At 71.9% G+C, this 25029-nt stretch carries 30 protein-coding genes; 3 read left to right on the forward strand and 27 right to left on the reverse strand.

From position 1 onward, the window contains the following. Nucleotides 1-18 precede the first annotated feature (18 nt). Entirely contained in the window at nt 19-672 is a 654-nt protein-coding gene (gene tsaB, locus ABD323_RS15810) for a tRNA (adenosine(37)-N6)-threonylcarbamoyltransferase complex dimerization subunit type 1 TsaB (RefSeq protein ID WP_344442219.1), read from the reverse strand. A gap of 177 nt (nt 673-849) precedes the next feature. Between tsaB and ABD323_RS15815 the strand changes: the two genes are divergently transcribed. Next, entirely contained in the window at nt 850-1422 is a 573-nt protein-coding gene (locus ABD323_RS15815; RefSeq protein ID WP_344442221.1) for a hypothetical protein, read from the forward strand. Here ABD323_RS15815 and ABD323_RS15820 read toward each other — a convergent pair. The 3 genes from ABD323_RS15820 to ABD323_RS15830 form a co-directional block, all read right to left on the reverse strand. Further along, on the reverse strand, nt 1368-1562 hold the full coding sequence (locus tag ABD323_RS15820) for a hypothetical protein (protein WP_344442222.1): 195 nt from the start codon (nt 1560-1562) through the stop codon (nt 1368-1370). The genes ABD323_RS15815 and ABD323_RS15820 overlap by 55 nt on opposite strands. A 116-nt stretch (nt 1563-1678) precedes the next feature. After that, nucleotides 1679-2209 carry a tRNA (adenosine(37)-N6)-threonylcarbamoyltransferase complex ATPase subunit type 1 TsaE gene (gene tsaE / locus ABD323_RS15825; protein ID WP_344442224.1) on the reverse strand — a complete coding sequence of 177 codons (531 nt, stop codon included), beginning with the start codon at nt 2207-2209 and terminating at the stop codon, nt 1679-1681. A gap of 182 nt (nt 2210-2391) precedes the next feature. Then, entirely contained in the window at nt 2392-2793 is a 402-nt protein-coding gene (locus ABD323_RS15830) for a hypothetical protein (protein WP_344442225.1), read from the reverse strand. On the opposite strand from ABD323_RS15830, the gene ABD323_RS15835 reads away from it, so the two are divergent. Then, the gene (locus ABD323_RS15835) at nt 2777-3595 is read left to right on the forward strand and encodes an LPXTG cell wall anchor domain-containing protein (RefSeq protein WP_344442226.1); all 819 of its coding nucleotides are present in this window, start codon (nt 2777-2779) and stop codon (nt 3593-3595) included. The genes ABD323_RS15830 and ABD323_RS15835 overlap by 17 nt on opposite strands. A gap of 71 nt (nt 3596-3666) precedes the next feature. Here the strand turns inward: ABD323_RS15835 and ABD323_RS15840 are convergent, their stop codons facing one another. The 5 genes from ABD323_RS15840 to glmS all read right to left on the reverse strand — a co-directional run bounded on the left by ABD323_RS15840 (nt 3667) and on the right by glmS (nt 9984). Beyond that, nucleotides 3667-5013, reverse strand: a complete 1347-nt coding sequence (locus ABD323_RS15840) for an alpha/beta fold hydrolase (protein WP_344442227.1) — start codon at nt 5011-5013, stop codon at nt 3667-3669. Further along, nucleotides 5010-6194 (reverse strand): alanine racemase, encoded by a 1185-nt coding sequence (gene alr, locus ABD323_RS15845; RefSeq protein ID WP_344442229.1) that lies wholly within the window; start codon nt 6192-6194, stop codon nt 5010-5012. The genes ABD323_RS15840 and alr overlap by 4 nt, the downstream gene beginning before the upstream one ends. A gap of 5 nt (nt 6195-6199) precedes the next feature. Beyond that, a complete protein-coding gene (locus ABD323_RS15850) occupies nt 6200-7663 on the reverse strand; it encodes an NAD(P)H-hydrate dehydratase (protein ID WP_344442230.1) in 1464 nt (487 codons plus the stop codon). Between the two features lie 26 nt (nt 7664-7689). Next, nucleotides 7690-8058, reverse strand: a complete 369-nt coding sequence (locus ABD323_RS15855) for a holo-ACP synthase (RefSeq protein ID WP_344442231.1) — start codon at nt 8056-8058, stop codon at nt 7690-7692. 69 nt (nt 8059-8127) lie between these two features. Continuing rightward, nucleotides 8128-9984, reverse strand: a complete 1857-nt coding sequence (gene glmS / locus ABD323_RS15860; RefSeq protein WP_344442232.1) for a glutamine--fructose-6-phosphate transaminase (isomerizing) — start codon at nt 9982-9984, stop codon at nt 8128-8130. Nucleotides 9985-10100: 116 nt separating this feature from the next. Here glmS and coaA point away from each other — a divergent pair, with 116 nt between their 5' ends. Next, nucleotides 10101-11099: a type I pantothenate kinase gene (gene coaA, locus ABD323_RS15865; protein ID WP_344442233.1), complete on the forward strand. Its 999-nt coding sequence runs from the start codon at nt 10101-10103 to the stop codon at nt 11097-11099. A 20-nt stretch (nt 11100-11119) separates the two neighbouring features. Here the strand turns inward: coaA and glmM are convergent, their stop codons facing one another. The 18 genes from glmM to rpsE all read right to left on the reverse strand — a co-directional run bounded on the left by glmM (nt 11120) and on the right by rpsE (nt 24984). After that, nucleotides 11120-12490 (reverse strand): phosphoglucosamine mutase, encoded by a 1371-nt coding sequence (gene glmM, locus ABD323_RS15870; RefSeq protein WP_344442234.1) that lies wholly within the window; start codon nt 12488-12490, stop codon nt 11120-11122. 178 nt (nt 12491-12668) lie between these two features. After that, the gene (gene rpsI, locus ABD323_RS15875) at nt 12669-13163 is read right to left on the reverse strand and encodes a 30S ribosomal protein S9 (RefSeq protein WP_425556017.1); all 495 of its coding nucleotides are present in this window, start codon (nt 13161-13163) and stop codon (nt 12669-12671) included. 61 nt (nt 13164-13224) lie between these two features. Then, nucleotides 13225-13668 (reverse strand): 50S ribosomal protein L13, encoded by a 444-nt coding sequence (gene rplM, locus ABD323_RS15880; RefSeq protein WP_344442235.1) that lies wholly within the window; start codon nt 13666-13668, stop codon nt 13225-13227. 209 nt (nt 13669-13877) lie between these two features. Further along, on the reverse strand, nt 13878-15542 hold the full coding sequence (locus ABD323_RS15885) for an ABC-F family ATP-binding cassette domain-containing protein (RefSeq protein ID WP_344442236.1): 1665 nt from the start codon (nt 15540-15542) through the stop codon (nt 13878-13880). A gap of 42 nt (nt 15543-15584) precedes the next feature. After that, nucleotides 15585-16511 (reverse strand): tRNA pseudouridine(38-40) synthase TruA, encoded by a 927-nt coding sequence (gene truA / locus ABD323_RS15890; protein WP_344442237.1) that lies wholly within the window; start codon nt 16509-16511, stop codon nt 15585-15587. 79 nt (nt 16512-16590) lie between these two features. Continuing rightward, nucleotides 16591-17073: a 50S ribosomal protein L17 gene (gene rplQ / locus ABD323_RS15895; protein ID WP_344442238.1), complete on the reverse strand. Its 483-nt coding sequence runs from the start codon at nt 17071-17073 to the stop codon at nt 16591-16593. Between the two features lie 134 nt (nt 17074-17207). Beyond that, nucleotides 17208-18230: a DNA-directed RNA polymerase subunit alpha gene (locus tag ABD323_RS15900; RefSeq protein WP_035800873.1), complete on the reverse strand. Its 1023-nt coding sequence runs from the start codon at nt 18228-18230 to the stop codon at nt 17208-17210. A 140-nt stretch (nt 18231-18370) separates the two neighbouring features. Further along, a complete protein-coding gene (gene rpsK / locus ABD323_RS15905; RefSeq protein WP_030232513.1) occupies nt 18371-18778 on the reverse strand; it encodes a 30S ribosomal protein S11 in 408 nt (135 codons plus the stop codon). 73 nt (nt 18779-18851) lie between these two features. Next, entirely contained in the window at nt 18852-19232 is a 381-nt protein-coding gene (gene rpsM, locus ABD323_RS15910; protein WP_145790757.1) for a 30S ribosomal protein S13, read from the reverse strand. Nucleotides 19233-19407: 175 nt separating this feature from the next. Further along, on the reverse strand, nt 19408-19521 hold the full coding sequence (rpmJ, locus tag ABD323_RS15915; RefSeq protein WP_003956441.1) for a 50S ribosomal protein L36: 114 nt from the start codon (nt 19519-19521) through the stop codon (nt 19408-19410). Nucleotides 19522-19580: 59 nt separating this feature from the next. Continuing rightward, a complete protein-coding gene (gene infA / locus ABD323_RS15920; protein WP_003956442.1) occupies nt 19581-19802 on the reverse strand; it encodes a translation initiation factor IF-1 in 222 nt (73 codons plus the stop codon). Between the two features lie 143 nt (nt 19803-19945). Further along, complete coding sequence (gene mscL / locus ABD323_RS15925; RefSeq protein ID WP_344442240.1) at nt 19946-20401, reverse strand: large conductance mechanosensitive channel protein MscL; 456 nt, start codon at nt 20399-20401, stop codon at nt 19946-19948. A gap of 55 nt (nt 20402-20456) precedes the next feature. Next, nucleotides 20457-21296 (reverse strand): type I methionyl aminopeptidase, encoded by an 840-nt coding sequence (gene map, locus ABD323_RS15930; protein ID WP_344442241.1) that lies wholly within the window; start codon nt 21294-21296, stop codon nt 20457-20459. Between the two features lie 129 nt (nt 21297-21425). Beyond that, nucleotides 21426-22088, reverse strand: coding sequence for an adenylate kinase (locus ABD323_RS15935; protein WP_344442242.1), 663 nt, complete (start codon nt 22086-22088; stop codon nt 21426-21428). After that, nucleotides 22088-23395 (reverse strand): preprotein translocase subunit SecY, encoded by a 1308-nt coding sequence (gene secY, locus ABD323_RS15940; protein ID WP_344442243.1) that lies wholly within the window; start codon nt 23393-23395, stop codon nt 22088-22090. Before secY ends, ABD323_RS15935 begins: the two co-directional genes overlap by 1 nt. Before the next feature lie 311 nt (nt 23396-23706). After that, a complete protein-coding gene (gene rplO, locus ABD323_RS15945; RefSeq protein ID WP_344442244.1) occupies nt 23707-24159 on the reverse strand; it encodes a 50S ribosomal protein L15 in 453 nt (150 codons plus the stop codon). Between the two features lies 1 nt (nt 24160). After that, on the reverse strand, nt 24161-24343 hold the full coding sequence (rpmD, locus tag ABD323_RS15950) for a 50S ribosomal protein L30 (protein ID WP_030300409.1): 183 nt from the start codon (nt 24341-24343) through the stop codon (nt 24161-24163). After that, nucleotides 24343-24984: a 30S ribosomal protein S5 gene (rpsE, locus tag ABD323_RS15955; RefSeq protein WP_344442245.1), complete on the reverse strand. Its 642-nt coding sequence runs from the start codon at nt 24982-24984 to the stop codon at nt 24343-24345. Before rpsE ends, rpmD begins: the two co-directional genes overlap by 1 nt. Between the last annotated feature and the right edge of the window lie 45 nt (nt 24985-25029).

The raw sequence follows: 25029 nt of genomic DNA on the forward strand, positions 1-25029 counted from the left end.
TGCGCAGGGCGGCGGAGGTCACGCCGGGAGCACCGCCTTGTAGCCGGCCGGCACCTGCGCGTCCGGGCGCCGCAGGTAGAGCGGCACGTTCGGCAACAGCTCGCGGCCGGCGGCCAGTTCGGTGACCGCGAAGTCGGCCAGCGCGCCCGCCGAGAGGTGCTCGGGGCCCTGCGCGCCCGGGAAGGCCTGCGGATAGAGCAGCGCGCCCGCGCCGACCGAGACCGCCCGCGGCGCCAGTTCGCCGGGCCGGTCCACCGCCGGGCCCGCGGTGCGCCGGCCGGCCGCGTCGTAGTCGGCCCAGTAGACCTCCTTGCGGCGCGCGTCGGTGGCGGCGGTGAACGGGCCGCTCAGGCCCTCGGCGCGGGCCTGGTGGGCGATCGCGTCCAGCGTGCAGACGCCGTGCACCGGCAGCTCCAGGGCGTGGCCCAGCGCGGCGGCGGTGACCAGGCCCACCCGCAGGCCGGTGTACGGGCCCGGGCCCACGCCGACCGCCAGCGCGGTCAGCTCCCGCTTGTCCACGCCGGCCTCGGCCAGCACCCGGCCGATCGCGGGCAGCAGGAGTTCGCCGTGGCGCCTGGCATCGACCTGGTAGGTCTGCGCCAGGACGGCCGTGCCGTCGTGGACGGCGGCGGTGACGGCGGGGGTAGCGGTGTCGAACGCGAGCAGCAGCACGGGTCCAGGTTAGAGGGTCGCCGGACCCGGCCATTTGTCCCGGTACGGAACACACGTTCGCGATGTCCCCGGGGCGGGCCCGGAACCTGGCACGATGGGCCCGACAGCCCTGCGGGAGCCACCCTGCGACCTGGTGCGCGAGGTGCCCACGGACGAGCGGAGTGCACGGTGGCGAAGATGGGACCGGGAGTCGTGGTCACCGGGCTGACCCTGGGGGCGCTGGCGGTGGTGGGGCTGCTCGCCGCCGCGGCCAACGGGGCCGAGACCAGGGCGGTGGCCGGCCGCACGAAGCCGGCCGCGCCCGCCGGCGCCTCCCCGAGCACCCCGGCCGCCGCCTCGCCCTCGCCCTCGCCCGTCGCACTGCCCTCCTCGGCCGCGGAGGGCACCGTGCGCCGGGTGGTCTACTCGGTCGGCGCCCGGCAGGTCTGGCTGGTCGACCCCAGGAAGGACCCGCAGGTGCAGGCCGCCTTCCCGGTGGAGGTGGGCACGGTCAGCCCGACCCCGGGCAACTACACCGTCTACAGCCGCGCGGCGAGCGCCAACGGCGCGGACGGGCGCCAGATCGAGCACGTGGTGCGCTTCGCCCAGCAGGGCGGGGTGGTCTTCGGCTTCAGCGCCGCGGTGGACGGCGCCGCGCCGGCGGCGGTGGACCCGAAGGCGAAGACCGGCGGCATCCGGGAGAGCCGGACCGACGGTCAGACGCTCTGGGACTTCGCGCCCACCGGCACCCGGGTGACCGTGGTCGCCTGATCGCCGCCGCGCTCCTCGCGGCCGGCCTCACCGCGTCGCCCCGGGGCGCAGGGCGGGGTGCACAGGGCCGCCGCCGCGGCGGAGGCCGCCAGCAACCGGCTCATCGGCACGCGGGTGGGATCGGGGGTGCTGCTGGACATGGCGCCTCCCTAGTTAGGCATACCTAACTCCGAAGGCCATCCCATCACGCCGGTCGGCGCGGCCGCAACATGTTGCCGACAGCGCGTCGGAAAAGAGCCGGGCGGATTTCCCGTGCTCAGGCGTCGGTGGCCACCGCCCCGGGCCCGACCGCCTCGGCCAGGGCCGCCAGGTCGACGCCGTCCCAGCGGCTGCCGAGGCCCGTGAGGGTCACCTGGCGCGGGTCGCTGTCGTCCTGGTCCGCGCCGCCCAGCGCCCGCTCGATGCGGACCTCCAGCCGGCTCTCGGAGAGATCCTCGACCTTGCCCTCGCCCCACTCGACCACCACCACCGACTCCGGCAGCGAGACGTCCAGGTCGAGGTCCTCCATCTCGTCCAGGCCGCCCCCCAGCCGGTAGGCGTCCACGTGCACCAGCGCCGGCCCGCCGACCAGCGAGGGGTGCACCCGGGCGATCACGAAGGTCGGCGAGGTGACCGCGCCCCGCACCCCGAGCCCGGCGCCCAGCCCCCGGGTGAGGGTGGTCTTGCCCGCCCCCAGCTCCCCGGAGAGCAGCACCAGGTCGCCCGGGCGCAGCAGGGTGGCCAGCCGGCCTCCCAGGGCGCCCATCCGCTCGGGCGTGGGGACGGAGAGTGTGGTGTGCGCGCCCATGGTTCCTCTGCTCGCCGGGGTTCGGACTCTGCGCCAACGGTGCCATATCGGACCCCACCCCTGCAGGGGGCGCCGCGTTTCGTCCGCATGCGACGGGCAATGCCCGATCTGTGCGTCGCCGACGAACCACCCCGCCCCCGCGGGCGCGTCGGCGTCCGCTAGGGTCCGTGGAGATCTTGCGTTCATCTCACATGACGGTCCATCAGGATTGTTCTGCTCAACTCGGGGGTACACATGAAGCTCCGCCTTGCCGCAGCCGCCACGGCGCTGGGCACCGCCACCGTCCTGAGCGCGCTCGCCGCGCCGGGCGCCTTCGCTGACACGGCGTCGCCGTCCGCCTCGGCCTCCGCCTCCGCCCCGGCGAGCGGCAGCCAGAGCCCGTCGGCCGGCGCCTCCGCCTCGCAGAGCGCCTCGCCCTCGGCGCCCGCGCCCAGCACCAGCGCCTCCGCCTCGCCCAGTGGCTCCCCCTCGTCCGCCGCCTCCCCCAGCGGCTCGGCCGGCGCCCACCCCAGCGGCTCGGCCAGCGCACAGCCCAGCACCTCGGCCAGCGCGCTGCCCACCGTCTCGGTGAGCCCCACCGCCAAGCCGTCCTCCTCGGACAAGCTGCCGCTGGCCCCCGACGACCAGCAGCCCACCCTCACCATCCGCGACCTGACCAGCGGCCCGGCTATCCCGGGCGGCGCGCCCTACGAGTTCACGGCCGCCTACCGCAACCCCGGTTCGCACAACGCGATCGTCCAGCCGCTGATCACCCTCGGCGGGCGCGACGACTACCTGCTCGACAGCCAGCTGAAGATCGAGATCCAGGACGCGAAGGGCAACTGGTACGGCACCCACAACGTGCCGGGCATGGAGGCCGGTCGGGTCGGCTTCCAGTACGTGCTCAACGTCGCCGGCCAGAACCCCGACTGGGCCAGCTGGTTCTACCTCCCCGCGGGCCAGGAGGCCGACTTCCGGGTGCGCGTCACCCTGGCCAAGGACGCCCCCAGCGACGAGGGCTGGATCGTCGGCTACGCGCTGTCCGTGCTGCTCGACGGCGACAACAACCCGGTCGCCCTGGGTGACCAGTCCGGTGGCCACCCGGTGACGATCGGGGCCGCCGCCACCACCGCCTCGACCCCGAGCGCCGTGCCGGGCAAGCCGATCACCCTGCCGTCGGCCCCGCAGGCCCCGGTCAGCGTGCCGCCGGCCGCCGTGATCAGCAAGGTCAAGGCCGCCGGCACCGCCGGCAGCAAGGTGACGGGCACCGGCACGGCCGGCGCCTCGCTGGCCTCCACCGGTGGCGGCAGCGACGCCGTGCCGCTGGCGATCGCCGGCGCGACCGTGCTCGCCGCCGGTGTCGGCACGCTCGTGGTGCTGCGCCGCCGCAAGGGCAGCCAGGCCTGACGTCGCAGTGCGACGCCGCGCGAGCCCGGGATCCCCGTTCGGATCCCGGGCTCGCGCCCGCTCGCGCCCGCTCAGGCCGGCCCGGCCGCCAGGTCGCGCACGGCCTGCGGCAGCGGCCCGGCGCCGGAGCGCTCGGCGGCGCGGCAGAGCAGCGCGGCCAGCCGGCGGTTCACCTCGTCGGGTCGCTCCAGCAGCACCAGGTGCCCGGCGTCGGGGACCAGCACCAGCTCGGCGTCCGGCAGGGCGCGCGCGATCGCCTCACTGTGCGCGGCCGGGGTGAGCAGGTCCTCGGTACCGGCCAGCACCAGCACCGGCAGGTCGCTCAGCGCGGCCAGCGCGGCGGTCTTCTCGTGCGCGGCGAAGGCCGGGTAGAACTCGGCGACCACGTCGATGGGGGTGCTGTCGAGCAGTTGCTCGGCGAACCGGGCGACCGCCGGGTCGACGTCCTTGCCCCCGAAGGAGAACCGGCGGTAGAAGACCGAGGCGAAGTCGGCGCCCAGTCGCCGGGTGGCCTCCACCAGCCCGACCTGACTGCCCAGCAGCTTCACCACCCCCGGTCCCACCCGGCGCCAGAGCTTCATGCCGACCGGCGGCAGGCCGAAGGTGACGGAGTCCCAGTCGCCCGCCGTGGTCCCGATCAGCGCGACCCCGGCCACCCGCTCGCGGAAGAGCTCCGGGTGCTGCTCGGCCAGCGCCATCACCGTCATGCCGCCCATCGAGTGGCCGACCAGCACGATCGGCCCGCTCGGCGCCACGGCCGCCAGCACCGCCGCGAGGTCGCCGCCCAGTTGGTCGATGCTCGCCGGGCGGCCGGCCAGGTAGGAGCGCGAGCGCTCGGAGCGGCCGTGGCTGCGCTGGTCCCAGAAGACCAGCCGCAGCGCGCCGCGCAGCGCCGCGCGCGGGAAGTGGAAGCTGTCCTGGTTGAGGCAGTAGCCGTGGCAGAAGACCACGGTGAGCGGCTCGCCGCCGGAGCCGACCGGGTTGAAGCCGAGCGGGCGCAGCGCGGCGCGGTCGGTCAGCAGCGGGCGCAGCCGGCTGCGGTCCACCGGCGCGGGCGGCGCGCCGCCCGGGGCGGGCGCGGGACCGGGGCGGCGGGCGAACCAGCCGTGCTGCCCGGGGCCGGCCGGGGCGCTGGACGGCTGCGGACCGTCCACCTCGACGTACAGCGCGGTCCCGTCGTCGGCGGCCACCGTGCGCGAGCGGCCGCGCAGCGAGCCGAACGGGGCCGCGGCGGCCAGCTCCTCGCGGGCCCGGCGGCGGGGGGCCCGACCCACCGTCAGCCGTTCGATCGCCACGCCCGCGGCCGCGCCGGCGGCCACCACGCCCAGCGACAGGCCGATCAGCCCCGCCCGGCTCACCCCCGCACCGGCCCCTTCGACGGCCTTGGCCAGGGAGCGCACCGGGTCGGGCCCGGTCATCCGTTCAGCCCACCGACGTAACGCCGCGGGACCCGACCGCCGATCCGGGTGACGATCTCGTAGGCGATGGTGCCGCTGGCGCGGGCCCAGTCCTCGGCGGTCGGCTCGCCCTGCTCGCCGTTGCCGAAGACCAGCACCTCGTCGCCGGCCTCGGGCGTGTCACCGCCGAGGTCCACCACGAACTGGTCCATCGCGATCCGCCCGGCGGCGGTGTACCACTTGCTGCCGATCTGCACCGGCCCGGCGCCGCTGGCGTGCCGCGGCAGGCCGTCGGCGTAGCCGAGCGGGACCAGGCCCAGCGTGGTCTCGCCGGGGGTGTGGTAGTGGTGCCCGTAGCTGACGCCGTGCCCGCCGGGCACGCCCTTGACCAGGGCGAGCCGCGCGCCGAGCGCCATCACCGGGCGCAGGCCGAAGTCGGCCGGGCCGCCCACCTCGGGCACCGGCGACAGGCCGTACATCGCGAGCCCGGTGCGGACCAGGTCGTAGTGCGCGTCGGGCAGCAGCAGGGTGGCCGGCGAGTTGGCCAGGTGCCGGACCTCGGGGCGCACCCCGGCCTGCTCGGCGTAGGCCAGCGCGGCGGCGAAGGCGTCCTGCTGGGCCACGATGGAGGGGTGGCCCGGCTCGTCGGCGGCCGCGAAGTGCGACCAGAGGCCGACCACCTCCAGCAGGCCCGCCGCCTGGGCGCGCAGCGCGGCGTCCACCAGGTCGGGCCAGTCGCGCGGCTGGCAGCCGCCCCGGCCCAGACCGGTGTCGGCCTTCAGGTGCACCCGGGCCGGGATCCCGGTGGCGCGCACCGCGTCGAGCAGTTCGTCCAGTGCCCACTGGCCGCTGACCGAGATGTCGACCTCGGCGCGCAGCGCCCGGGCGAACGGGCCGCCGGGCGTCCACAGCCAGCACAGGATGCGGGCCTGCTCGGGGGCGATGCCGGCCGCGCGCAGGGCCAGCGCCTCCTCGGGCGTGGCCGTGCCGAGCCAGCGCACCCCGGCCGCAAGGGCCTCCAGCGCGCACGGCAGCGCGCCGTGGCCGTAGGCGTCGGCCTTCACGACGGCCATCAGGGCGGCGCGCGGCGCCCGCTCGCGCAGGGCGGCGAGGTTACCGCGCAGCGCCGCCAGATCGATGGTCGCCTCGGCGCGCAGTCCTTCGGCGAGCATGGTGGTCCCGGGCGTCTTCGCAGTTGTCATCCCGTTCAGTCTCCCAGACCTGCGGCGCCACCCGGCCGTCCCCCCTCGGCCACGTCGCGCCAGGCCGCGGGCAGCGCGGCGGCGACGTCCGAGGCGGTGACCGGCGCGCCCGGCTCGCCGGCGGCCAGCCGGCCGGCCAGCCCGTGCAGGTAGGCGGCGGCCGGGGCGGCGTCCCACGGGGTGAGGCCCGCCGCCAGCAGCGCGCCGGCCAGGCCCGCCAGGACGTCCCCGCTGCCCGCCGTGGCGAGCCAGGAGGTGCCGGTCGGGTTCACCCGCACCGCGCCGTCCGGACGGGCGACGACCGTGCTGGAACCCTTCAGCAGCACGGTGGCCCCGAACCGCGCGGCCAGCTCGCGGGCGTGGCGCAACCGGGCGGCGGCCACCTGATCGGCCGTCACCGTCCCGCCCAGCAGCCGGGCCGCCTCCCCCGCGTGCGGGGTCAGCAGGGTCGGGGCGGCCCGCCCGGCCAGCGCGCCCGGTCCGCGCCGGGCGAGCTCGCTCAGGCCGTCCGCGTCCACGAGCACCGGGACCTCACTGGCCAGCGCGTCGTCCAGGGCCTCGGGCGTGTCGTCCCCCGAGCCGGGGCCCACCACCCAGGCCTGCACCCGCCCGGCGGTCAGCAGCACCTCCGGGTGGCACCGCACCACCTCCTCGGCCGGCCGGCCCTGGTAGCGCACCGCGCCCGCGCCGCCGCGCAGCGCGCCGGCCACCGCCAGCAGCGCCGCGCCCGGGTAGCGCTCGGAGCCCGCCAGCAGGCCGACCACGCCGCGCCGGTACTTGTCGCTCTCGGTGGCCGGCCGGGGCAGCAGCGCGGCCAGGTCGGCGTGCTGCAGGGCCTCCACGGGCGCCTGCGGCGGGCGCAGCCCGATCGGCACCAGGTGCAGCGCGCCCACGTGACCGGCGCCGGGGTCGACCACCAGGCCCGGCTTGTAGGTGCCGAAGGTGACCGTGACGTCCGCGCGCAGCGCCGCCCCGGGCACCTCGCCGGTGTCCGCGTCCACCCCGCTGGGCAGGTCGACGGCGACCAGCAGGCCCGCGCGCGGCGCCGTGGCGTAGACCGCCGCGGCCGGGCCCAGGCCGCCGCGGCCGCCGATGCCGACGATCCCGTCCAGGATCAAGTCAGCGCGCGAGAAGTCGGCCAGGCCGACTTCCTGATCCGTGGTCACCCGGCCGCCGGCCGCCCGCAGGGCCGCGAGAGCGGCCGGGTGCGCGCGGCCGGGATCGAGCAGCACCGCCGAGACGGCGGCCCCGCGGCCGGCCAGCCGGGCGCCGGCGAAGAGCGCGCCGCCGCCGCTGTCGCCGCTGCCCGCCAGCACCAGCAGGGCGCTGCCGTAGACCCGGCCCCGACGCCGGGTCAGCAGCCTGGCGCAGGCGGCGGCCAGGCCCGCCACGGCCCGCTCCATCAGCGGCGCGGGGGCCAGTGCGGCCTCGGCGGCCCGGACCTGTTCGACGGTGTGTGCGTGGCGCATGCCAGCAACCTACCCCCGCCGGCCGGCTATCCCTCGGCGATCACCACGGCGGTGGCCACGCCCGCGTCGTGGCTCAGCGACAGGTGCCAGCTGCGCACGCCCAGTTCGGCGGCCCGGGCCGCCACCGTGCCCCGGACGTGCAAGGTCGGCCGGCCCGACGGCTCGGTACGGACCTCGGCGTCCTGCCACTCCAGGCCCACCGGCGCGCCGAGCGCCTTGGCCAGCGCCTCCTTGGCCGCGAACCGCGCCGCCAGCGAGGCGGCACCGCGCGGCTTGCCCGAGGGGAGCAGCCGCTCGGCCGGGGTGAAGAGCCGCTCGAGCATGGACGGCGTCCGTTCCAGCGAGGCGGCGAAACGGTCGATGGCGGCGATGTCGATACCCACACCGATGATCACCCCGCCGACGATACCGGTCCCCCCGCGCACCGCACGGGGGGACCGGTGGAGGAGCGAACCCGGGCGGGCCTACTCGACGGTGACGGACTTCGCCAGGTTGCGCGGCTGGTCCACCTCGTGGCCCTTGGCGGTGGCCAGCTCGCAGGCGAAGACCTGCAGCGGCACCACGGAGACCAGCGGCTGCAGCAGCACCGGGGTGACCGGGATCCGGATCAGGTGGTCGGCGTACGGCGCGACCGCCTCGTCGCCCTCCTCGGCGATCACGATGGTGCGCGCCCCGCGGGCCCGGATCTCCTGGATGTTGGAGACGATCTTGTCGTGCAGGATCGAGCGCCCGCGCGGCGAGGGCACGACCACCACCACCGGCAGCCCCGGCTCGATCAGCGCGATCGGGCCGTGCTTGAGCTCGCCCGCCGCGAAGCCCTCGGCGTGCATGTACGCCAGCTCCTTGAGCTTGAGCGCGCCCTCCATCGCCACCGGGAAGCCCACGTGCCGGCCCAGGAAGAGCACGGAGCGGGCGTCGGCCAGCGAACGGGCCAGCTCGCGCACCGGCTCCATGGTCTGCAGCACCTGCTCGACCTGGCGCGGCGCGTCGCCCAGCTCGCGGATCACCGCGGAGATCTCGTCGCCCCACTTGGTGCCGCGCACCTGGCCCAGGTAGAGGGCCACCAGGTAGCAGGCGACCAGCTGGGTCAGGAAGGCCTTGGTCGAGGCGACCGCCACCTCCGGCCCGGCGTGGGTGTAGAGCACCGCGTCCGACTCGCGCGGGATGGTGGAGCCGTTGGTGTTGCAGATCGCCAGCACCTTGGCCCCCTGCTCGCGGGCGTGCCGCAGCGCCATCAGGGTGTCCATGGTCTCGCCGGACTGGGAGATGGCGATCACCAGCGTGCGGCCGTCCAGGATCGGGTCCCGGTAGCGGAACTCCGAGGCCACCTCGACCTCGCACGGGATCCGGGTCCAGTGCTCGATGGCGTACTTGGCGATCATCCCGGCGTGGAAGGCCGTCCCGCAGGCGACGATGACCACCTTGTCGGCCTCGCGCAGCACCGAGTCGGGGATCCGCAGCTCGTCCAGGGTCAGCCGGCCGTCGGTGCCGATCCGGCCCAGCAGGGTGTCGGCGACCGCCTTGGGCTGCTCGGCGATCTCCTTGAGCATGAAGTAGTCGTAGCCGCCCTTCTCGGCGGCCGAGGCGTCCCAGTCCACGTGGTACTCGCGCACCTCGGCCGGCGCGCCGTGGAAGTCGGTGACGGTGACCGCGTCGGCCCGCAGCTCGACCACCTGGTCCTGGCCCAGCTCGATCGCCTCGCGGGTGTGCGCGATGAAGGCGGCCACGTCCGAGGCGAGGAAGTTCTCGCCCTCGCCGCGCCCGACCACCAGCGGCGAGTTGCGCCGCGCGCCGACCACCACGCCCGGCGCCTGCGCGTGCACGGCCACCAGGGTGAAGGCGCCGTCCAGCTGCCGGCAGACCGCGCGCATCGCCTCGGCCAGGTCGCCGTCGAACGCCTCGGCGAGCAGGTGCGCGACCACCTCGGTGTCGGTCTCCGAGCGCAGCGTGTGGCCGCGCCCGGCGAGCTCCTCGCGCAGCTGGGCGAAGTTCTCGATGATGCCGTTGTGGACCACCGCGACCTGCCGGTGGTCGTCCAGGTGGGGGTGGGCGTTGGCGTCGGTGGGACCGCCGTGGGTGGCCCAGCGGGTGTGGCCGATCCCGCTGGTGCCGCCGGGCAGCGGGGCCTCGGCGAGGGACTTCTGGAGGTTCGCGAGCTTCCCGGCCCGCTTGTCGGTGGCCAGACTCCACTGCCCTGAGGAGTCCGCCGTCTGGATGGCCACACCCGCCGAGTCGTACCCTCGGTACTCCAGGCGCTGCAGCCCTGCGATCACTACGTCGAGCGCGGGCTGTGAGCCCACATAACCAACAATTCCGCACATATGTGTCAGCATAAGGGCGGCCCGCCGACCGTAACGGCGGGCCTCACGCAGCCCACGTCGCGGACAACAGCGCGTGACCGAAACCACAGCACCGGCGCGGCCGGGTACGGCCCACAATGGACGATGTGCTGACCGAACTCTGTACCCGGGGCGCCTCCTCAGCCCCCAGCCCGTCGCCGTCACCGTACGTCGACCTCAGCCGGGCCGAGTGGAGCGCCCTGCGCGAGCGCACCCCGCTGCCGCTGACCGCCGAGGAGGTGGAGCAGCTGCGCGGTCTGGGGACCGCCCTGGACCTGGACGAGGTCCGGGACGTCTACCTGCCGCTGTCGCGGCTGCTCAACCTCTACATCCACGCCACGCACGAGCTGCGCGGCGCGGTGGGCACCTTCCTGGACACCCCCGACACGGAGCGCACCCGCACCCCGTTCGTGATCGGCGTGGCCGGCTCGGTGGCGGTCGGCAAGTCCACCACCGCCCGCCTGCTGCAGGCGCTGCTGGCCCGCTGGCCCGAACACCCCCGGGTCGAGCTGGTCACCACCGACGGCTTCCTGCTGCCCAACGAGGAGCTGCGCCGGCGCGGCCTGATGGCCCGCAAGGGGTTCCCCGAGTCCTACGACCGCCGGGCGCTGATGCGCTTCGTGGCGGACGTGAAGGCCGGCAAGGAGCAGGTCACCGCCCCGGTCTACTCGCACCTGGTCTACGACATCGTGCCCGACCAGCGGCTGACCGTGCAGCGCCCGGACATCCTGATCGTGGAGGGCCTGAACGTGCTGCAGCCCGCGCTGCCCGGCACCGACGGCCGGACCCGGCTGGCGGTGGCCGACTACTTCGACTTCTCGATCTACGTGGACGCGCGCACCGACGACATCGAGAACTGGTACCTCTCGCGCTTCAAGAAGCTGCGCGACACCGCCTTCCAGGACCCCAGCTCGTACTTCCGCCGCTTCACCGAGGTCCCCCAGGAGGAGGCGATGGAGTACGGCCGGCAGGTCTGGCGCACCATCAACAAGCCCAACCTGCTGGAGAACGTGCTGCCGACCCGCGGCCGGGCCACCCTGGTGCTGCAGAAGGGCGCCGACCACAAGGTCCGACGCGCCCTCCTGCGTAAGCTCTGACGATCCGTCAGTAGGCCCGCTCAGCAGGCCAGTTGGGTGCGGACCACGCCGGCCAACCGCTCGGCGATGGTCCGCGCCTGCTCCTGGTCGGCGGCTTCCACCATCACCCGCACCAGCGGCTCGGTGCCCGAGGGGCGCAGCAACACCCGGCCGCTGCTGCCCAGTTCGGCCTCGGCCTCGGCGACCGCCGCGGTCAGCTCGGCGCAGTCGCCGACCCGGCTGCGGTCCACGCCCTTGACGTTGATCAGCAGTTGCGGCAACCGGGTCATCACCGCGGCGAGTTCGGCCAACGGCTGCTTGGTGGCCGCCAGGCGGGCACCGAGCATCAGGCCGGTCAGGGTGCCGTCGCCGGTGGTCGCGTGGTCCAGCAGGATCACGTGGCCGGACTGCTCACCGCCCAGCGCGTAGCCGTGCTCCTTCATCGCCTCCAGCACGTAGCGGTCCCCCACCGCCGTCTCGACCAGCTCGATGCCCTCGCGCCGCATCGCCTGCTTGAAGCCCAGGTTGGCCATCACGGTGCCGACCGCGGTGTTGCCGCGCAGGGTGCCGGCCTCGCGCATCGCCACGGCCAGGATCGCCATGATCTGGTCGCCGTCCACCTCGTTGCCCTCGGCGTCGGCGGCCAGGCAGCGGTCCGCGTCACCGTCCAGCGCCACCCCCAGGTCCGCCCGGTGCTCGCGCATGGCCGTGCGCAGCGGGTCCAGGTGGGTGGAGCCGACGCCGTCGTTGATGTTGAGGCCGGTGGGCTCGGCGCCCAGCGTGTAGACCACCTCGGCGCCGGCCCGGGCGAACGCCTCGGGCGCGACCCGGGCGGCGGCGCCGTGCGCGCCGTCGATGACGACCTTGATGCCGTCCAGCCGGTTCGGCAGCACGGCCACCAGGTGGGCCACGTACTTGTCGAAGCCCTCGGTGTACTCGTGCACCCGGCCGACCCCGGCGCCGGTGGGCCGCGGGCGCACCGGCTCGGCACCGGTCAGGTAGTGCTGGTAGTCCGACTCGATCGCGTCCTCGATCGCGTCGTCGAGCTTGTGACCGCCGCGGGCCAGGAACTTGATGCCGTTGTCCGGCATCGCGTTGTGGCTCGCCGAGAGCATCACGCCGAAGTCCGCGCCCAGCACGCCGGTGAGGTACGCCACGGCCGGGGTCGGCAGCACGCCGACCCGCAGCACGTCCACCCCCGAACCGGCCAGTCCGGCGATCACCGCGGCCTCCAGGAACTCGCCCGAGGCGCGCGGGTCACGGCCCACCACCGCCACCGGCCGGCGCCCGCCGAAGCCGTCGGGGTCGCCCAGCACATGGGCGGCGGCCATCGACAGGCCGAGGGCCAGTTCGGCCGTCAGCCCTTCGTTGGCCACGCCGCGTACGCCGTCCGTACCGAAGAGTCGTGCCACAGTCCCGTCCTTCGTCGCCGGCCGCCGGCCGGGCGGGGGACGGCCGGCCGGCGGAGAGGGGTTCCCTGGCCGCCTGACCGGTCCAGGGAGCACAACGCCCCGGGGCACATGAAGTGCTCCGGGGCGTGGGTCCCACCTGCGGGGTGCGCACCAAGGGCGGTACGCACCCCGGGTGTGACTAGCGCTTGCTGTACTGCGGGGCCTTACGGGCCTTCTTGAGACCGGCCTTCTTGCGCTCGACGGCGCGCGAGTCACGGGTCAGGAAGCCGGCCTTCTTGAGGGCGCCGCGGTTGTTGTCCACGTCGGCCTCGTTCAGGGCGCGGGCCACGCCGAGGCGCAGCGCGTAGGCCTGACCGGAGACGCCGCCACCCGCGATGCGGGCGATGACGTCGTAACGGCCGTCCAGCTCGAGGAGCTTGAAGGGCTCGTTCACGGTCTGCTGGTGCACCTTGTTGGGGAAGTAGTTCTCCAGGGTGCGGCCGTTGATCTTCCACTTGCCGGTGCCGGGGACGATGCGCACGCGGGCGATCGCCTCCTTGCGACGGCCGAGGCCGGCGCCGGGGATGGCCTCGCCGAAGCGGCCGGCGAGCGACTCGGTGGAGTAGGACGTCTCGTCCTCGGAGGTGTACTCGGTGTACTCCTCGTCGACCTCGATGTCCAGGGTGGTCTCGATGGCAGCGTTCTCGGCCACGATGTTCCTCAGCTTTTCTTAGTTAAGGGCTTGGTGGCCGGAATTACTGCGCGACCTGGGTGATCTCGAACGGCACCGGCTGCTGGGCAGCGTGCGGGTGCTGGTCGCCCGAGTAGACCTTCAGCTTCGAGAGCATCTGACGGCCCAGGCTGTTCTTGGGGATCATGCCCTTGATGGCCTTCTCGACGGCCTTCTCCGGGTTCTTGTCCAGGAGGTCGTCGTAGCGGACCGAGCGGAGACCACCCGGGAAACCGCTGTGGCGGTAGGCCAGCTTCTGGGACTTCTTGTTCCCAGACAGGTGCACCTTGTCCGCGTTGATGATGATGACGAAGTCACCAGTGTCAACGTGCGGCGCGTAGATCGCCTTGTGCTTGCCCCGGAGGAGGTTGGCGGCCTGGGAGGCCAGGCGGCCGAGCACAACGTCTTGCGCGTCGATGACGTGCCACTGACGCTGGACGTCGCCGGGCTTGGGGCTGTACGTACGCACGGTCGTAGCCTTCGCTTTTCAGTGAGTGAGTCCTGACAGGAGCACCTGGACGAGAGATCAGCCTGGATCCACTTGGACGCAATTCAAGGGGAGCCGCTGGTCATCGGCCTGGTATCTCCGGCGTACCGACCTCTCACGTGAGATGGAGCGAGCCAATACGCACAACAAGGGCCCACCTTACCCGCTCGGTGAGGCGAGCTCCAAACCCGTCACCGGTCGCGCTGCACCCGCGCCTCGTCCCAGACCGGTTCCGGGGCCTCGTAGACCCGTCCGTCGGAGCCGAAAACCAGGAAACGGTCGAAGGTCCGGGCGAACCAGCGGTCGTGCGTCACACAGAGCACGGTGCCCTCGAAGGCCTCCAGCCCCTCCTGCAGCGCCTCGGCGCTCTCCAGGTCCAGGTTGTCGGTCGGCTCGTCCAGCAGCAGCGCGGTGACGCCGGAGAGCTCGAGCTTGAGGATCATCAGCCGGGCCTGCTGGCCGCCCGAGAGCGACTCGAAGCGCTGCTCCTCCTGGCGGTCCAGCTCGTAGCGGCGCAGCGCGCCCATCGCGGCGCCGCGGCTGAGCGCGTGCTCCTCCTCGACGATCGAGCGCACCGTGCGGCCGAAGAGCTCGGGGTGGGCGTGCGTCTGGCGGAAGTGGCCGGGCACCACCCGCGCGCCCAGCCGCCAGCTGCCGCCGTGGCGCACCGTGTCGTCGCCGGCCAGCAGCCGCAGGAAGTGCGACTTGCCCGAGCCGTTGGAGCCCAGCACCGCGACCCGCTGGCCGTAGAAGACCTCCAGGTCGAAGGGCTGCATCAGGCCGGTGAGCTCCAGGCCCTCCAGGGTCAGCGCCCGCACGCCGGTGCGCCCGCCCTTGAGCCGCATGGTGATGTTCTGCTCGCGCGGCGGCTCCTCCGGCCGGCCGGCCTCCTCGAACTTCTTCAGCCGGGTCTGCGCGGCCGCGTAGCGGGTGGCCAGCGCGTGGCTGACGGAGGCCGCCTGGCGCAGGTTGACCACCAGCTTCTTGAGCTTGGCGTGCTCCTCGTCCCAGCGCCGGCCGAGCTCCTCGAAGCGCGCGAAGCGCTCCTTGCGGGCCTCGTGGAAGGAGTCGAAGCCGCCGCCGTGCACCCAGACGCTGCTGCCGCCGCCGCCGAAGCCCGACTCGACACTGATGATCTTGTCCGCGGTGCGGGAGAGCAGCTCGCGGTCGTGCGAGATGTAGAGCACCGTCTTGGAGCTGGCCTTGATGGCCTCCTCCAGCCAGCGCTTGCCCGGCACGTCCAGGTAGTTGTCCGGCTCGTCGAGCAGCAGCACCTCGTCCGGACCGCGCAGCAGGCACTCCAGCACCAGGCGCTTCTGCTCGCCGCCGGAGAGCGTGTTCAGGCCGCGGAACTGGGCCCGCTCGAAGGGCATCCCCAGGGCCGCCATGGTGCAGACGTCCCAGTCGGTCTCGTACTCGTAGCCGCCGATGTCGGCCCAGTCGGAGAGCGCCTGGGCGTAGGCCATCTGGGTCTTCTCGTCGTCCTGCGCCATCATCGCCAGCTCGGCGGCGTCCACCGCCTTGGCGCCCACCGCGATCCGCGGCGGGGCGACGGAGACCAGCAGGTCGCGCACCGAGGCGTCCGGCGGCAGCGCCCCGGGCGTCTCGCGCAGGTCCTCGCGGCCGGTGGTGCCGACGAACTGACGCATCACGCCCAGGCCGCCGCTGACGGTCACGGTGCCGCCGTGCGACTGCACGTCGCCGGCGATCATGCGCAGCAGCGTGGTCTTGCCGGCGCCGTTGGCGCCCACCAGCGCGACCGCGGCGCCCTCGCCGACCCGGAAGGACGCGTCGTCGAACAACACCCGCCCGTCCGGCAGGTAGTACTCAAGGTGCGAAATCTCGACGTGTCCCATAGGCGGGAATTGTGCTACGCCCGACCACCCGGACCAAACGGATTAGCCTTCGACGTCACCGGTGGGCACGGCCGGCATCCCCGGCAGCGTGCGCATCCGGCGCGCCAGGCGCCCGCGCTCGGCCAGCTGGTCGTCGGCGGGGTAGCCGACCTCCTCCAGCGTCAGGCCGTAGGGGCGGATCACGTTGACGGCGCTGTTGCGCACCCCGCCCGCCAGCACCTCGCCCGGGAACTCCACCGGGCGGTGCCCGTCGCCCACCAGCAGCATCGCGCCGACCAGCGCGCGCACCATGTTGTGGCAGAAGGCGTCGGCCCGCACGGTGGCCACCGCCAGCGAGCCCTCCTGGGACGCGTAGGGGTCCATCGGCACCCGGTCCCAGCGCAGCTCCAGCAGGGTGCGGATGGTGGTGGCGCCCTCGCGCTTCTTGCAGTACGCCGCGAAGTCGTGCTCGCCCAGCAGCAGCCGGGCCGCCGCGTTCATCCTCTCCAGGTCCAGCGGCCGGTCGTGCCAGAGCACGTGACCGCGCAGCAGCGGGTCCACCCCGCCCTGGTGGTCGGCCACCCGGTAGGCGTACCGGCGCCAGATCGCCGCGAAGCGCGCGTCGAAGCCGGCCGGCGCCTCGGCGACCCGGTAGATCCGCACGTCGCCCGGCAGCCGCCCGGCGAGCCGGCGCAGCAGCTTCTCACCGTGCTCGGCCCACAGCTCCAGCGGCAGGTCCACGTGCGCCACCTGGCCGCGCGCGTGCACCCCCGCGTCGGTGCGCCCGGCCACCGTGAGCGCGAACGGCTCGGGGCTGCGGGTGACCACCTGCAGCGCGCTCTCGATCTCCTCCTGCACCGTGCGGCGCCCGCGCTGACGGGCCCAGCCGGAGAACTCGGCACCGTGGTACGCGAGATCGAGCCGGATCCGGACCAGCCCGGCGGCCGGGCCGTCCTTGACCGGCGCCTGCTCGGCGCAGTCGTTGACCACAGGATCACTCCAGAGAGAAGGGACGGGCCCGCTCCCCCGCCGAAGCGGGTGAGCGGGCCCGGACTCACACCTCGCGGTGTCAGGCGTTGTCGACCTCGGGGGTCGCGTCGGCCGGGGTCGCGTCGGCGACGGGGGCCTCGGCGGCCTCCTTCGTGGCGCGCTTGGTGGCGGCCTCGGCCTCACCGACGGCGGTCTGCGCGACGGTCAGCGCCTCGACCAGCTCGATCACGGCCATCGGGGCGTTGTCGCCACGACGGGGACCGATCTTGGTGATGCGGGTGTAACCACCGGGGCGGTTCTCGTAGCGCGGCGCGATCTCGGTGAAGAGGGTGTGCAGCACGGAGACGTCGGTGATCGTCTTGCGGACGATGCGACGGTTGTGGATGTCACCGGCCTTGGCCTTGGTGATCAGCTTCTCCGCCAGCGGGCGCATCCGACGGGCCTTGGCCTCGGTCGTGGTGATGCGGCCGTACTGGAACAGCTCGCGGCACAGGCCGGCGAGCAGCAGCGGCTCGTGGTGCGGGCCGCCGCCGAGGCGGGCGCCCTTCGCGGGACGGGGCATGATTGCTCCTTGAATCTCCGAATCCGGCCGTATCAGGTACCGGAACGGGCGTGCGGACACAGTTGTCCGCACGACTTAGTGGTCCTACCGCATCGAACGGGGGCGACCCGCGGGGGCCGCCCCCGTCCAAACTCTTAGTACTGCTCGGTCTCCGCGTAACCCGCGTCGTCCAGGTCGTCGGCGCCGAAGGCGTCGGCGGCGGCGGTCGGGTCGAACCCGGGCGGGCTGTCCTTGAGGGCCAGGCCCATGCCGGCCAGCTTCGCCTTGACCTCGTCGATCGACTTCGCACCGAAGTTGCGGATGTCGAGCAGGTCGGCCTCGGAGCGGGCCACGAGCTCACCCACGGTGTGGATGCCCTCGCGCTTGAGGCAGTTGTACGACCGAACGGTGAGCTCCAGCTCCTCGATCGGCAGCGCCAGGTCGGCGGCCAGGGCGGCGTCCGTGGGGGACGGGCCCATGTCGATGCCCTCGGCGTCGATGTTCAGCTCGCGGGCGAGACCGAACAGCTCCACCAGGGTCTTACCGGCCGAGGCCATGGCGTCACGCGGGCGCATGGCGGGCTTGGTCTCGACGTCGACGATCAGCTTGTCGAAGTCGGTGCGCTGCTCGACACGGGTCGCCTCGACCTTGTAGGTGACCTTCAGCACGGGGCTGTAGATCGAGTCGACCGGGATCCGGCCGATCTCCTGGCCGGACGCCTTGTTCTGGACGGCCGAGACGTAGCCGCGACCGCGCTCGACGGTCAGCTCCATCTCCAGCTTGCCCTTGCCGTTGAGCGTGGCGAGCACCAGCTCGGGGTTGTGCACCTCGACACCGGCCGGGGGCGCGATGTCGGCGGCGGTGACCACACCCGGGCCCTGCTTGCGCAGGTACATCACGACCGGCTCGTCGTGCTCCGAGGAGACGACCAGCTGCTTGATGTTGAGGATGAGGTCGGTCACGTCCTCCTTGACGCCCGGCACGGTGGTGAACTCGTGCAGGACACCGTCGACCCGGATGCTGGTGACGGCGGCACCGGGGATCGAGGAGAGGAGCGTGCGGCGAAGCGAGTTGCCGAGGGTGTAGCCGAAGCCCGGCTCCAGCGGCTCGATGACGAACCGCGAGCGGTACTCGTCGACAACCTCTTCGGTCAGCGAGGGGCGCTGAGCGATCAGCATGGTTCAGATCCTCCAGTTGTCTTCGGCACCCACTATTTGATGCCGAACAGGACCAAGCGTACGGGGTCCGTCGCGCAGTCACGAAGAACTGCGCGGGACCCCGTACGTGGTGTGGAACACCGGTGCCCGAAGGCGCCGCGTCAGACGCGGCGACGCTTCGGCGGACGGCAGCCGTTGTGCGGGGTGGGGGTGACGTCCTGGATCGAGCCGACCTCCAGGCCGGTGGCCTGCAGCGAGCGGATCGCGGTCTCGCGACCCGAGCCCGGGCCCTTCACGAAGACGTCGACCTTGCGCATGCCGTGCTCCTGCGCGCGACGGGCAGCGGCCTCGGCGGCCATCTGCGCGGCGAACGGGGTGGACTTGCGCGAGCCCTTGAAGCCGACGTGGCCGGCAGAGGCCCAGGAGATCACGTTGCCCGCGGGGTCGGTGATCGAGACGATCGTGTTGTTGAACGTGCTCTTGATGTGAGCGTGCCCGTGGGCGACGTTCTTCTTTTCCTTGCGGCGGATCTTCTTCGCGCCGGCAGCCTGACGACCCTTGGGGGGCATAAGTCTGTTTCTCCTACTGAGGTGGTCGGTCCGCTAACCCGCGGGCCGGAGGGATGTCCGGTTAACGGGCGGACTACTTCTTGCCCGGCTTCTTCTTGCCGGCAATCGCGCGACGCGGGCCCTTGCGGGTACGCGCGTTGGTGTGGGTGCGCTGACCGCGGACGGGCAGGCCGCGGCGGTGACGCAGACCCTCGTAGCAGCCGATCTCGACCTTGCGGCGGATGTCGGCGGCGACCTCACGGCGGAGGTCACCCTCGACCGTGTAGTTGGCGTCGATCCACTGCGCGAGCTTCACGAGGTCGTCCTCGGAGATGTCGCGGACGCGGATGTCGGGGTTCACGCCCGTCTCGGCCAGCGACTGCTGGGCGCGGGTACGGCCGATGCCGTAGACGTACGTGAGGGCGATCTCGATCCGCTTTTCGCGGGGGAGATCAACGCCGGCGAGGCGTGCCATTCATGGCTCCTGTGGTTCTTCAGAGGTCTGACGAGCGGCCTACTCCGACACCTCTCGGCGAGGGAGCCCCGGCCTCTGACCGGGGGTGGCAGTCCGTCCCTGGGGACGGATCGGGCAGCCCGCGTATGACGTTGTGCGCGTCGCGCGAAGTACTACGAGAAATGCGGGGGGACGATCAGCCCTGGCGCTGCTTGTGGCGCAGGTTGTCGCAGATCACCATGACCCGGCCGTGGCGGCGGATCACCTTGCACTTGTCGCAGATCTTCTTGACGCTCGGCTTGACCTTCATGGTTCAGGTTCTCCGGGTCTAGATCTGACGGGAACCCCTCGCAGGACGAGGGGTAACTCCTACTTGTAGCGGTAGACGATCCGACCGCGCGTCAGGTCGTAGGGGCTCAGCTCCACGACGACGCGGTCGTCCGGGAGGATACGGATGTAGTGCATCCGCATCTTGCCGCTGATGTGCGCGAGGACCTTGTGACCGTTCTGCAGCTCAACCTTGAACATGGCGTTCGGGAGAGACTCGATCACGGTGCCCTCGATCTCAATGGCGCCTTGCTTCTTTGCCATGAACTGCGAGATCCACCTTCCGGGACCGGCTACCGTATGCGGCACGCTCGTGCGAACCTGGGTTCACCCCGACCTGTGAGGGAAGAGGGCGTGCTGAAGCACGCTACGAGTGAGCCGACGGTCTATCGTACGTGAGCCCCGGGCTAACGGACAAACCGGGGGTCCGCCTGCGCGCCGACGGTGTGCGCCGCGGCCGGCGGGCGCACCACCGCGGTGCAGGCCGAGCAGCGGGTGGCGGCCTCGGGGATCTCGGTCAGGCACTCCGGGCAGGGACGCTTGGCGACCTTCGGCTTCTTCGGCAGGTAGCGCTCGGTGGCCTTGGAGACCGGGAGCACCACGAAGAAGTACAGCACCGCGGCGGTCATCAGGAACGCGATGAGCACGTTCAGGAACTGCCCGTACGGGAAGGTGACGCTCGCCACCGTGAACTTGTAGGCGGCGAAGTCGCCGGCCGCGCCGACCACCACACCCACCAGCGGGGTGAGGAAGGCGGAGACGAACCCGGTGACGACCCCGGTGAAGGCCGCACCGATGACCACACCGACCGCCATGTCGACGACGTTGCCGCGCATGATGAAGTCGCGGAAGCCCTTGAGCACTGTTCTCCCCTAAATGTCCGGATCGCCTGGCGTTCGAACCAGAGACGATACCGGGTCAGCCCAGGGGGTCGGGAGCCGCGGTCACGCCCAGGGCGGCGAGCTGCGCCTTCCCGCCGTCGAAGGCGGTGAGCACCAGCGGGCCCTGCTCGGTGACGGCCACCGAGTGCTCCCAGTGCGAGGCCCAGGTGCCGTCGTTGGTGACGACCGTCCAGTCGTCCTCCAGCACGCTGGTGTGCGGGGTGCCGAGCGAGACCATGGGCTCGATGGCCAGCACCGTGCCGGGCACCAGCTTGGGGCCCTTGCCGCGGCCGCGCTCGACGTAGTTCAGCACGTGCGGCTCCATGTGCATCGCGGTGCCGATGCCGTGGCCGCCGTAGCCCTCGGTGATGCCCCACTTGCCCTTGGGCGGCAGCGGCTGGCGGCGGATGAAGCCCTCGATCGCCTTGGAGACGTCGACCAGCCGGTTGCCCTTCTTCATCTGGGCGATGCCGGCCCACATCGAGCCCTCGGTGACCCGGCTGAGCATCTCCACCTCGGGGCGGACCTCGCCCACCGCCACGGTGATCGCCGCGTCCCCGTGCCAGCCGTCCACGATCGCGCCGCAGTCGATGGAGATCACGTCACCCTCGACCAGCACCCGCTCACCGGGGATGCCGTGCACCACCTCGTTGTTGACCGAGGCGCAGATCACCCCGGGGAACCAGAGGCCGCCGTGGTGCGCGCGGAAGTTCGAGGTGGCGCCGTGGTCGGCGATGACCTTGGCCGCGACGTCGTTGATCTCCTGGGTGCTCACCCCGGGGGCGACCGCCTCGCGGCAGGCCTTGAGCGCCTCGGCGACGACCAGCCCGGCGACCCGCATCTTCGCGATCTGCTCGGGGGTCTTGATCTCCACCATCTGGCCACGCCTTTCGTATGTTCCCGCCCGGTCCTTGCCGGGCGGCGATTCCACTCCACCCACCGTACGACGCCGCACGGCCGCGGCACCCGGTTCGGGGTGCCGCGGCCGTGGGACGGACGGGGTCGATCAGCCCTGCTGCTTGCGGTTCTCCAGCGCCTCGACCGCGCGCTGCGTCACCTCGTCGACCTTGCCCAGCGCCGAGATGGTGGTGACCAGCTTCTGCTGGACGTAGTAGTCGATGATCGGCTCGGTCTCCGTGTGGTAGACCTCCAGCCGGGTGCGGACCGCTTCCTCGGTGTCGTCCGAGCGCTGGTACAGCTCGCCGCCGCACTCGTCGCAGACGCCCTCGGTGGTCGAGGGGTTGTACACCACGTGGAAGACGTGGGCGCCGTCGTTGCGGCAGAGCCGACGACCGGCGATCCGCTTGACCACCTCGTCCTCGGGGACCTCCAGGTCCAGTACACCGTCCAGGACGATGCCCGCCTCCACGAGGATCTCGTCCAGCGCCTTGGCCTGGACGAGGTTGCGCGGGAAACCGTCCAGCAGGAAGCCGTGTGCGGCGTCCGGCTGGGCGAGGCGGTCCTTGGCCATCCCGATGGTGACCTCGTCCGGCACGAGCCGGCCGGCGTCCATGTAGCCCTTGGCCTCGAGCCCCAACGGGGTGCCCTGGCTGATGTTGGCCCGGAAGAGGTCACCGGTGGAGATGTGGGGGATGGACAGGGTCTTGGCGAGCACGTGCGCCTGAGTACCCTTCCCGGCCCCGGGAGGTCCGACGAGGACGATACGCATCAGCGGAGGAACCCTTCGTAATTACGCTGCTGGAGCTGGCTCTCGATCTGCTTCACAGTTTCGAGTCCGACACCGACGATGATGAGGATGCTGGTGCCACCGAACGGGATGGTTGTGCTCGCGTTCAGGGCGACCAGGCCGATCATCGGGATCAACGCGATGAGGCCCAGGTAGAGCGAACCCGGCCAGGTGATGCGGGTCAGCACGTAGTTCAGGTATTCGGCCGTCGGCCGGCCGGCCCGGATGCCCGGGATGAACCCACCATACTTCTTCATATTGTCGGCAACTTCTTCGGGGTTGAAGGAGATGGCGACGTAGAAGAAGGCGAAGAAGACGATCAGCACGAAGTACGTGACCATGTAGATGGGGTGGTCACCCTTGGTGAAGTTGTTCTGGACCCAGATCGCCCAGCCGGACTTGCTGCTCGTCAACTGCGCCACGAGCGCGGGGATGTACAGCAGCGACGAGGCGAAGATGACCGGGATGACACCGGCCTGGTTGACCTTCAGCGGGATGTAGGTCGAGGTGCCGCCGAAGGCACGCCGGCCGATCATGCGCTTGGCGTACTGCACCGGGATCCGGCGCTGGGCCTGCTCCACGAAGATGACCAGGACCACGACCACGACACCGACCGCGAGGACGGCGAAGAAGTCGACCCACCCGCCGCCGATCTTGCCCATCTTCTTGATGGTCCACAGGTTGCCGGGGAAGCCCGAGGCGATCGAGGTGAAGATCAGGATCGACATGCCGTTGCCGATGCCGCGGTCGGTGATGAGCTCGCCGAGCCACATGATCATCGTGGTGCCGGCGGTCATCGTGACGACCATGACCGCGATCCGGAAGACCGAGGTGTCCGGCACGACCTGGTTGCCCACCGGGCAGGTCGAGAAGAGCGCACCGTTCGACGCCGTGGCGACGATCCCGGTGCCCTGCAGCACGGCCAGGGCGATGGTCAGGTACCGGGTGTACTGCGTGATCTTCGCGGTACCGGCCTGCCCCTCCTTCTTCAGCGACTCGAGTCGCGGGATCACGACGGTGAGCAGCTGCAGGATGATGCTGGCGGTGATGTACGGCATGATGCCGAGCGCGAAGATCGTCAGCTGCAGCAGCGCGCCGCCGCTGAAGAGGTTGACGAGGCCGAAGAGGCCGTTACTGCTCTGCTTCACGCACTCGTTCACGGCTTTGAAGTTGACGCCCGGGACGGGAACGTGCGCACCCATCCGGAACAGCACCATGATGCCCAGCGTGAACAGCAGCTTCTTGCGCAGGTCGGGCGTCTTGAACGCCCGCGCGAACGCACTGAGCACGGTGCCTCCTGCGCCTCCCGCACGTCGTCGGCGGGAGGGTCGGTCCTGATGGGAGAGTGAAAGGGGTACAGCTACTAGGCAGCCTGTCGCAGCCTACAAGGGAACTCCACGGACTCTAACAGTGTGTGGCCACTCCGATGAAGCGCACAGAACCCCCGGTTGCCGTGCGGCGGCCGGGATGCCCGCATTTGGCCGGGGATGCCGGGCCGACCCGTGGCGATGAGCACACAAAAGAGAGAGCCCCGCCCCTCGAACGAGGGACGGGGCTCCACCTCTGACGGATCGTCAGCCGGACTCTACGACTCGGGGAGTCAGATGAGCTCGGTGACCGTACCGCCGGCAGCGATGATCTTCTCGGCGGCGGAGCCGGAGACGGCGTCCACCGAGACCTGCAGCGCGACGGTGATCTCGCCGGTGCCGAGCACCTTGACGAGCGAGTTCTTGCGAACCGCGCCCTTCTCGACGAGACCCTCGACCGTGACCTCGCCACCCTGCGGGTAGAGCTCGGCCAGCTTGTCGAGGTTGACCACCTGGAAGGTGATCTTGAAGGGGTTCTTGAAGCCCTTCAGCTTCGGCAGGCGCATGTGGAGGGGCATCTGGCCACCCTCGAAGCGCTGCGGAACCTGGTAGCGGGCCTTGGTGCCCTTGGTACCACGACCGGCGGTCTTACCCTTGGATGCCTCACCACGACCGACACGGGTCTTGGCGGTCTTGGCACCCGGGGCGGGCCGCAGGTTGTGGACCTTCAGCGGAGAGTCCGCCATGTCAGTCAACCTCCTCGACCGTGACGAGGTGGCGGACGGTCTGGGCCATCCCGCGGATCTCGGGACGGTCCTCCTTCACGACCACGTCGTGCATGCGCTTGAGACCAAGCGAACGCAGCGTCTCACGGTGGTTCTGCTTGCTACCGATGTAGGACTTGGTCTGGGTGATCTTCAGGCGAGCCATCAGACACCAGCCCCAGCCGCGGCAGCCGTACCGGCCGCGCGAGCGCGCAGCAGGGCGGCCGGAGCCACGTCCTCCAGCGGCAGGCCACGACGGGCGGCGATCTCCTCGGGGCGCACGAGGCCCTTCAGAGCGGCCACCGTGGCGTGCACGATGTTGATCGCGTTGTCCGAGCCGAGCGACTTCGACAGGATGTCGTGGACGCCGGCGCACTCGAGGACGGCACGCACCGGGCCACCGGCGATAACGCCGGTACCGGGGGACGCCGGCTTCAGGAGCACGACGCCGGCGGCCTTCTCGCCCTGGATCGGGTGCGGGATGGTGCCCTGGATACGGGGGACCTTGAAGAAGTTCTTCTTGGCCTCCTCAACACCCTTGGCGATGGCGGCCGGAACCTCCTTCGCCTTGCCGTATCCGACACCCACGGTGCCGTCGGCGTCGCCCACCACGACCAGCGCGGTGAAGCTGAAACGACGACCACCCTTGACAACCTTGGCGACACGGTTGATCGCTACGACGCGCTCGACGTAAGCGGTCTTCTCGACGGCGGGGGCGTTGCCCCGGTCGTCACGCTTACGGTCACGCCGCTCGCCACCGCCGGTGCCGCCGCCGGCGCCGCTACCGCGGCGCTGGGGTCCAGCCATTGGAATTACCTCTCTCGATTACGTCCGTCGACTGAGTCGACGAGC

It is taken from the genome of Kitasatospora nipponensis (genome assembly GCF_039528135.1).
Taxonomy (GTDB): domain Bacteria; phylum Actinomycetota; class Actinomycetes; order Streptomycetales; family Streptomycetaceae; genus Kitasatospora; species Kitasatospora nipponensis.

What these genes read in the sequence shown, in the direction of transcription:
- map (WP_344442241.1), bottom strand. Translation starts at nt 21,296, where the DNA reads ATGGTGGAGATCAAGACCCCCGAGCAGATCGCGAAGATGCGGGTCGCC.
- ABD323_RS15935 (WP_344442242.1), bottom strand. Translation starts at nt 22,088, where the DNA reads ATGCGTATCGTCCTCGTCGGACCTCCCGGGGCCGGGAAGGGTACTCAG.
- rplO (WP_344442244.1), bottom strand. Translation starts at nt 24,159, where the DNA reads ATGGCGGACTCTCCGCTGAAGGTCCACAACCTGCGGCCCGCCCCGGGT.
- tsaE (WP_344442224.1), bottom strand. Translation starts at nt 2,209, where the DNA reads ATGGGCGCGCACACCACACTCTCCGTCCCCACGCCCGAGCGGATGGGC.
- coaA (WP_344442233.1), top strand. Translation starts at nt 10,101, where the DNA reads ATGGACGATGTGCTGACCGAACTCTGTACCCGGGGCGCCTCCTCAGCC.
- ABD323_RS15885 (WP_344442236.1), bottom strand. Translation starts at nt 15,542, where the DNA reads ATGGGACACGTCGAGATTTCGCACCTTGAGTACTACCTGCCGGACGGG.
- rpsK (WP_030232513.1), bottom strand. Translation starts at nt 18,778, where the DNA reads ATGCCCCCCAAGGGTCGTCAGGCTGCCGGCGCGAAGAAGATCCGCCGC.
- alr (WP_344442229.1), bottom strand. Translation starts at nt 6,194, where the DNA reads ATGACAACTGCGAAGACGCCCGGGACCACCATGCTCGCCGAAGGACTG.
- rplQ (WP_344442238.1), bottom strand. Translation starts at nt 17,073, where the DNA reads ATGCCCCGTCCCGCGAAGGGCGCCCGCCTCGGCGGCGGCCCGCACCAC.
- infA (WP_003956442.1), bottom strand. Translation starts at nt 19,802, where the DNA reads ATGGCAAAGAAGCAAGGCGCCATTGAGATCGAGGGCACCGTGATCGAG.
- rpmJ (WP_003956441.1), bottom strand. Translation starts at nt 19,521, where the DNA reads ATGAAGGTCAAGCCGAGCGTCAAGAAGATCTGCGACAAGTGCAAGGTG.
- rpmD (WP_030300409.1), bottom strand. Translation starts at nt 24,343, where the DNA reads ATGGCTCGCCTGAAGATCACCCAGACCAAGTCCTACATCGGTAGCAAG.
- ABD323_RS15815 (WP_344442221.1), top strand. Translation starts at nt 850, where the DNA reads ATGGGACCGGGAGTCGTGGTCACCGGGCTGACCCTGGGGGCGCTGGCG.
- ABD323_RS15820 (WP_344442222.1), bottom strand. Translation starts at nt 1,562, where the DNA reads ATGTCCAGCAGCACCCCCGATCCCACCCGCGTGCCGATGAGCCGGTTG.
- rpsM (WP_145790757.1), bottom strand. Translation starts at nt 19,232, where the DNA reads ATGGCACGCCTCGCCGGCGTTGATCTCCCCCGCGAAAAGCGGATCGAG.
- ABD323_RS15840 (WP_344442227.1), bottom strand. Translation starts at nt 5,013, where the DNA reads ATGACCGGGCCCGACCCGGTGCGCTCCCTGGCCAAGGCCGTCGAAGGG.
- glmS (WP_344442232.1), bottom strand. Translation starts at nt 9,984, where the DNA reads ATGTGCGGAATTGTTGGTTATGTGGGCTCACAGCCCGCGCTCGACGTA.
- ABD323_RS15900 (WP_035800873.1), bottom strand. Translation starts at nt 18,230, where the DNA reads ATGCTGATCGCTCAGCGCCCCTCGCTGACCGAAGAGGTTGTCGACGAG.
- rpsE (WP_344442245.1), bottom strand. Translation starts at nt 24,984, where the DNA reads ATGGCTGGACCCCAGCGCCGCGGTAGCGGCGCCGGCGGCGGCACCGGC.
- ABD323_RS15850 (WP_344442230.1), bottom strand. Translation starts at nt 7,663, where the DNA reads ATGCGCCACGCACACACCGTCGAACAGGTCCGGGCCGCCGAGGCCGCA.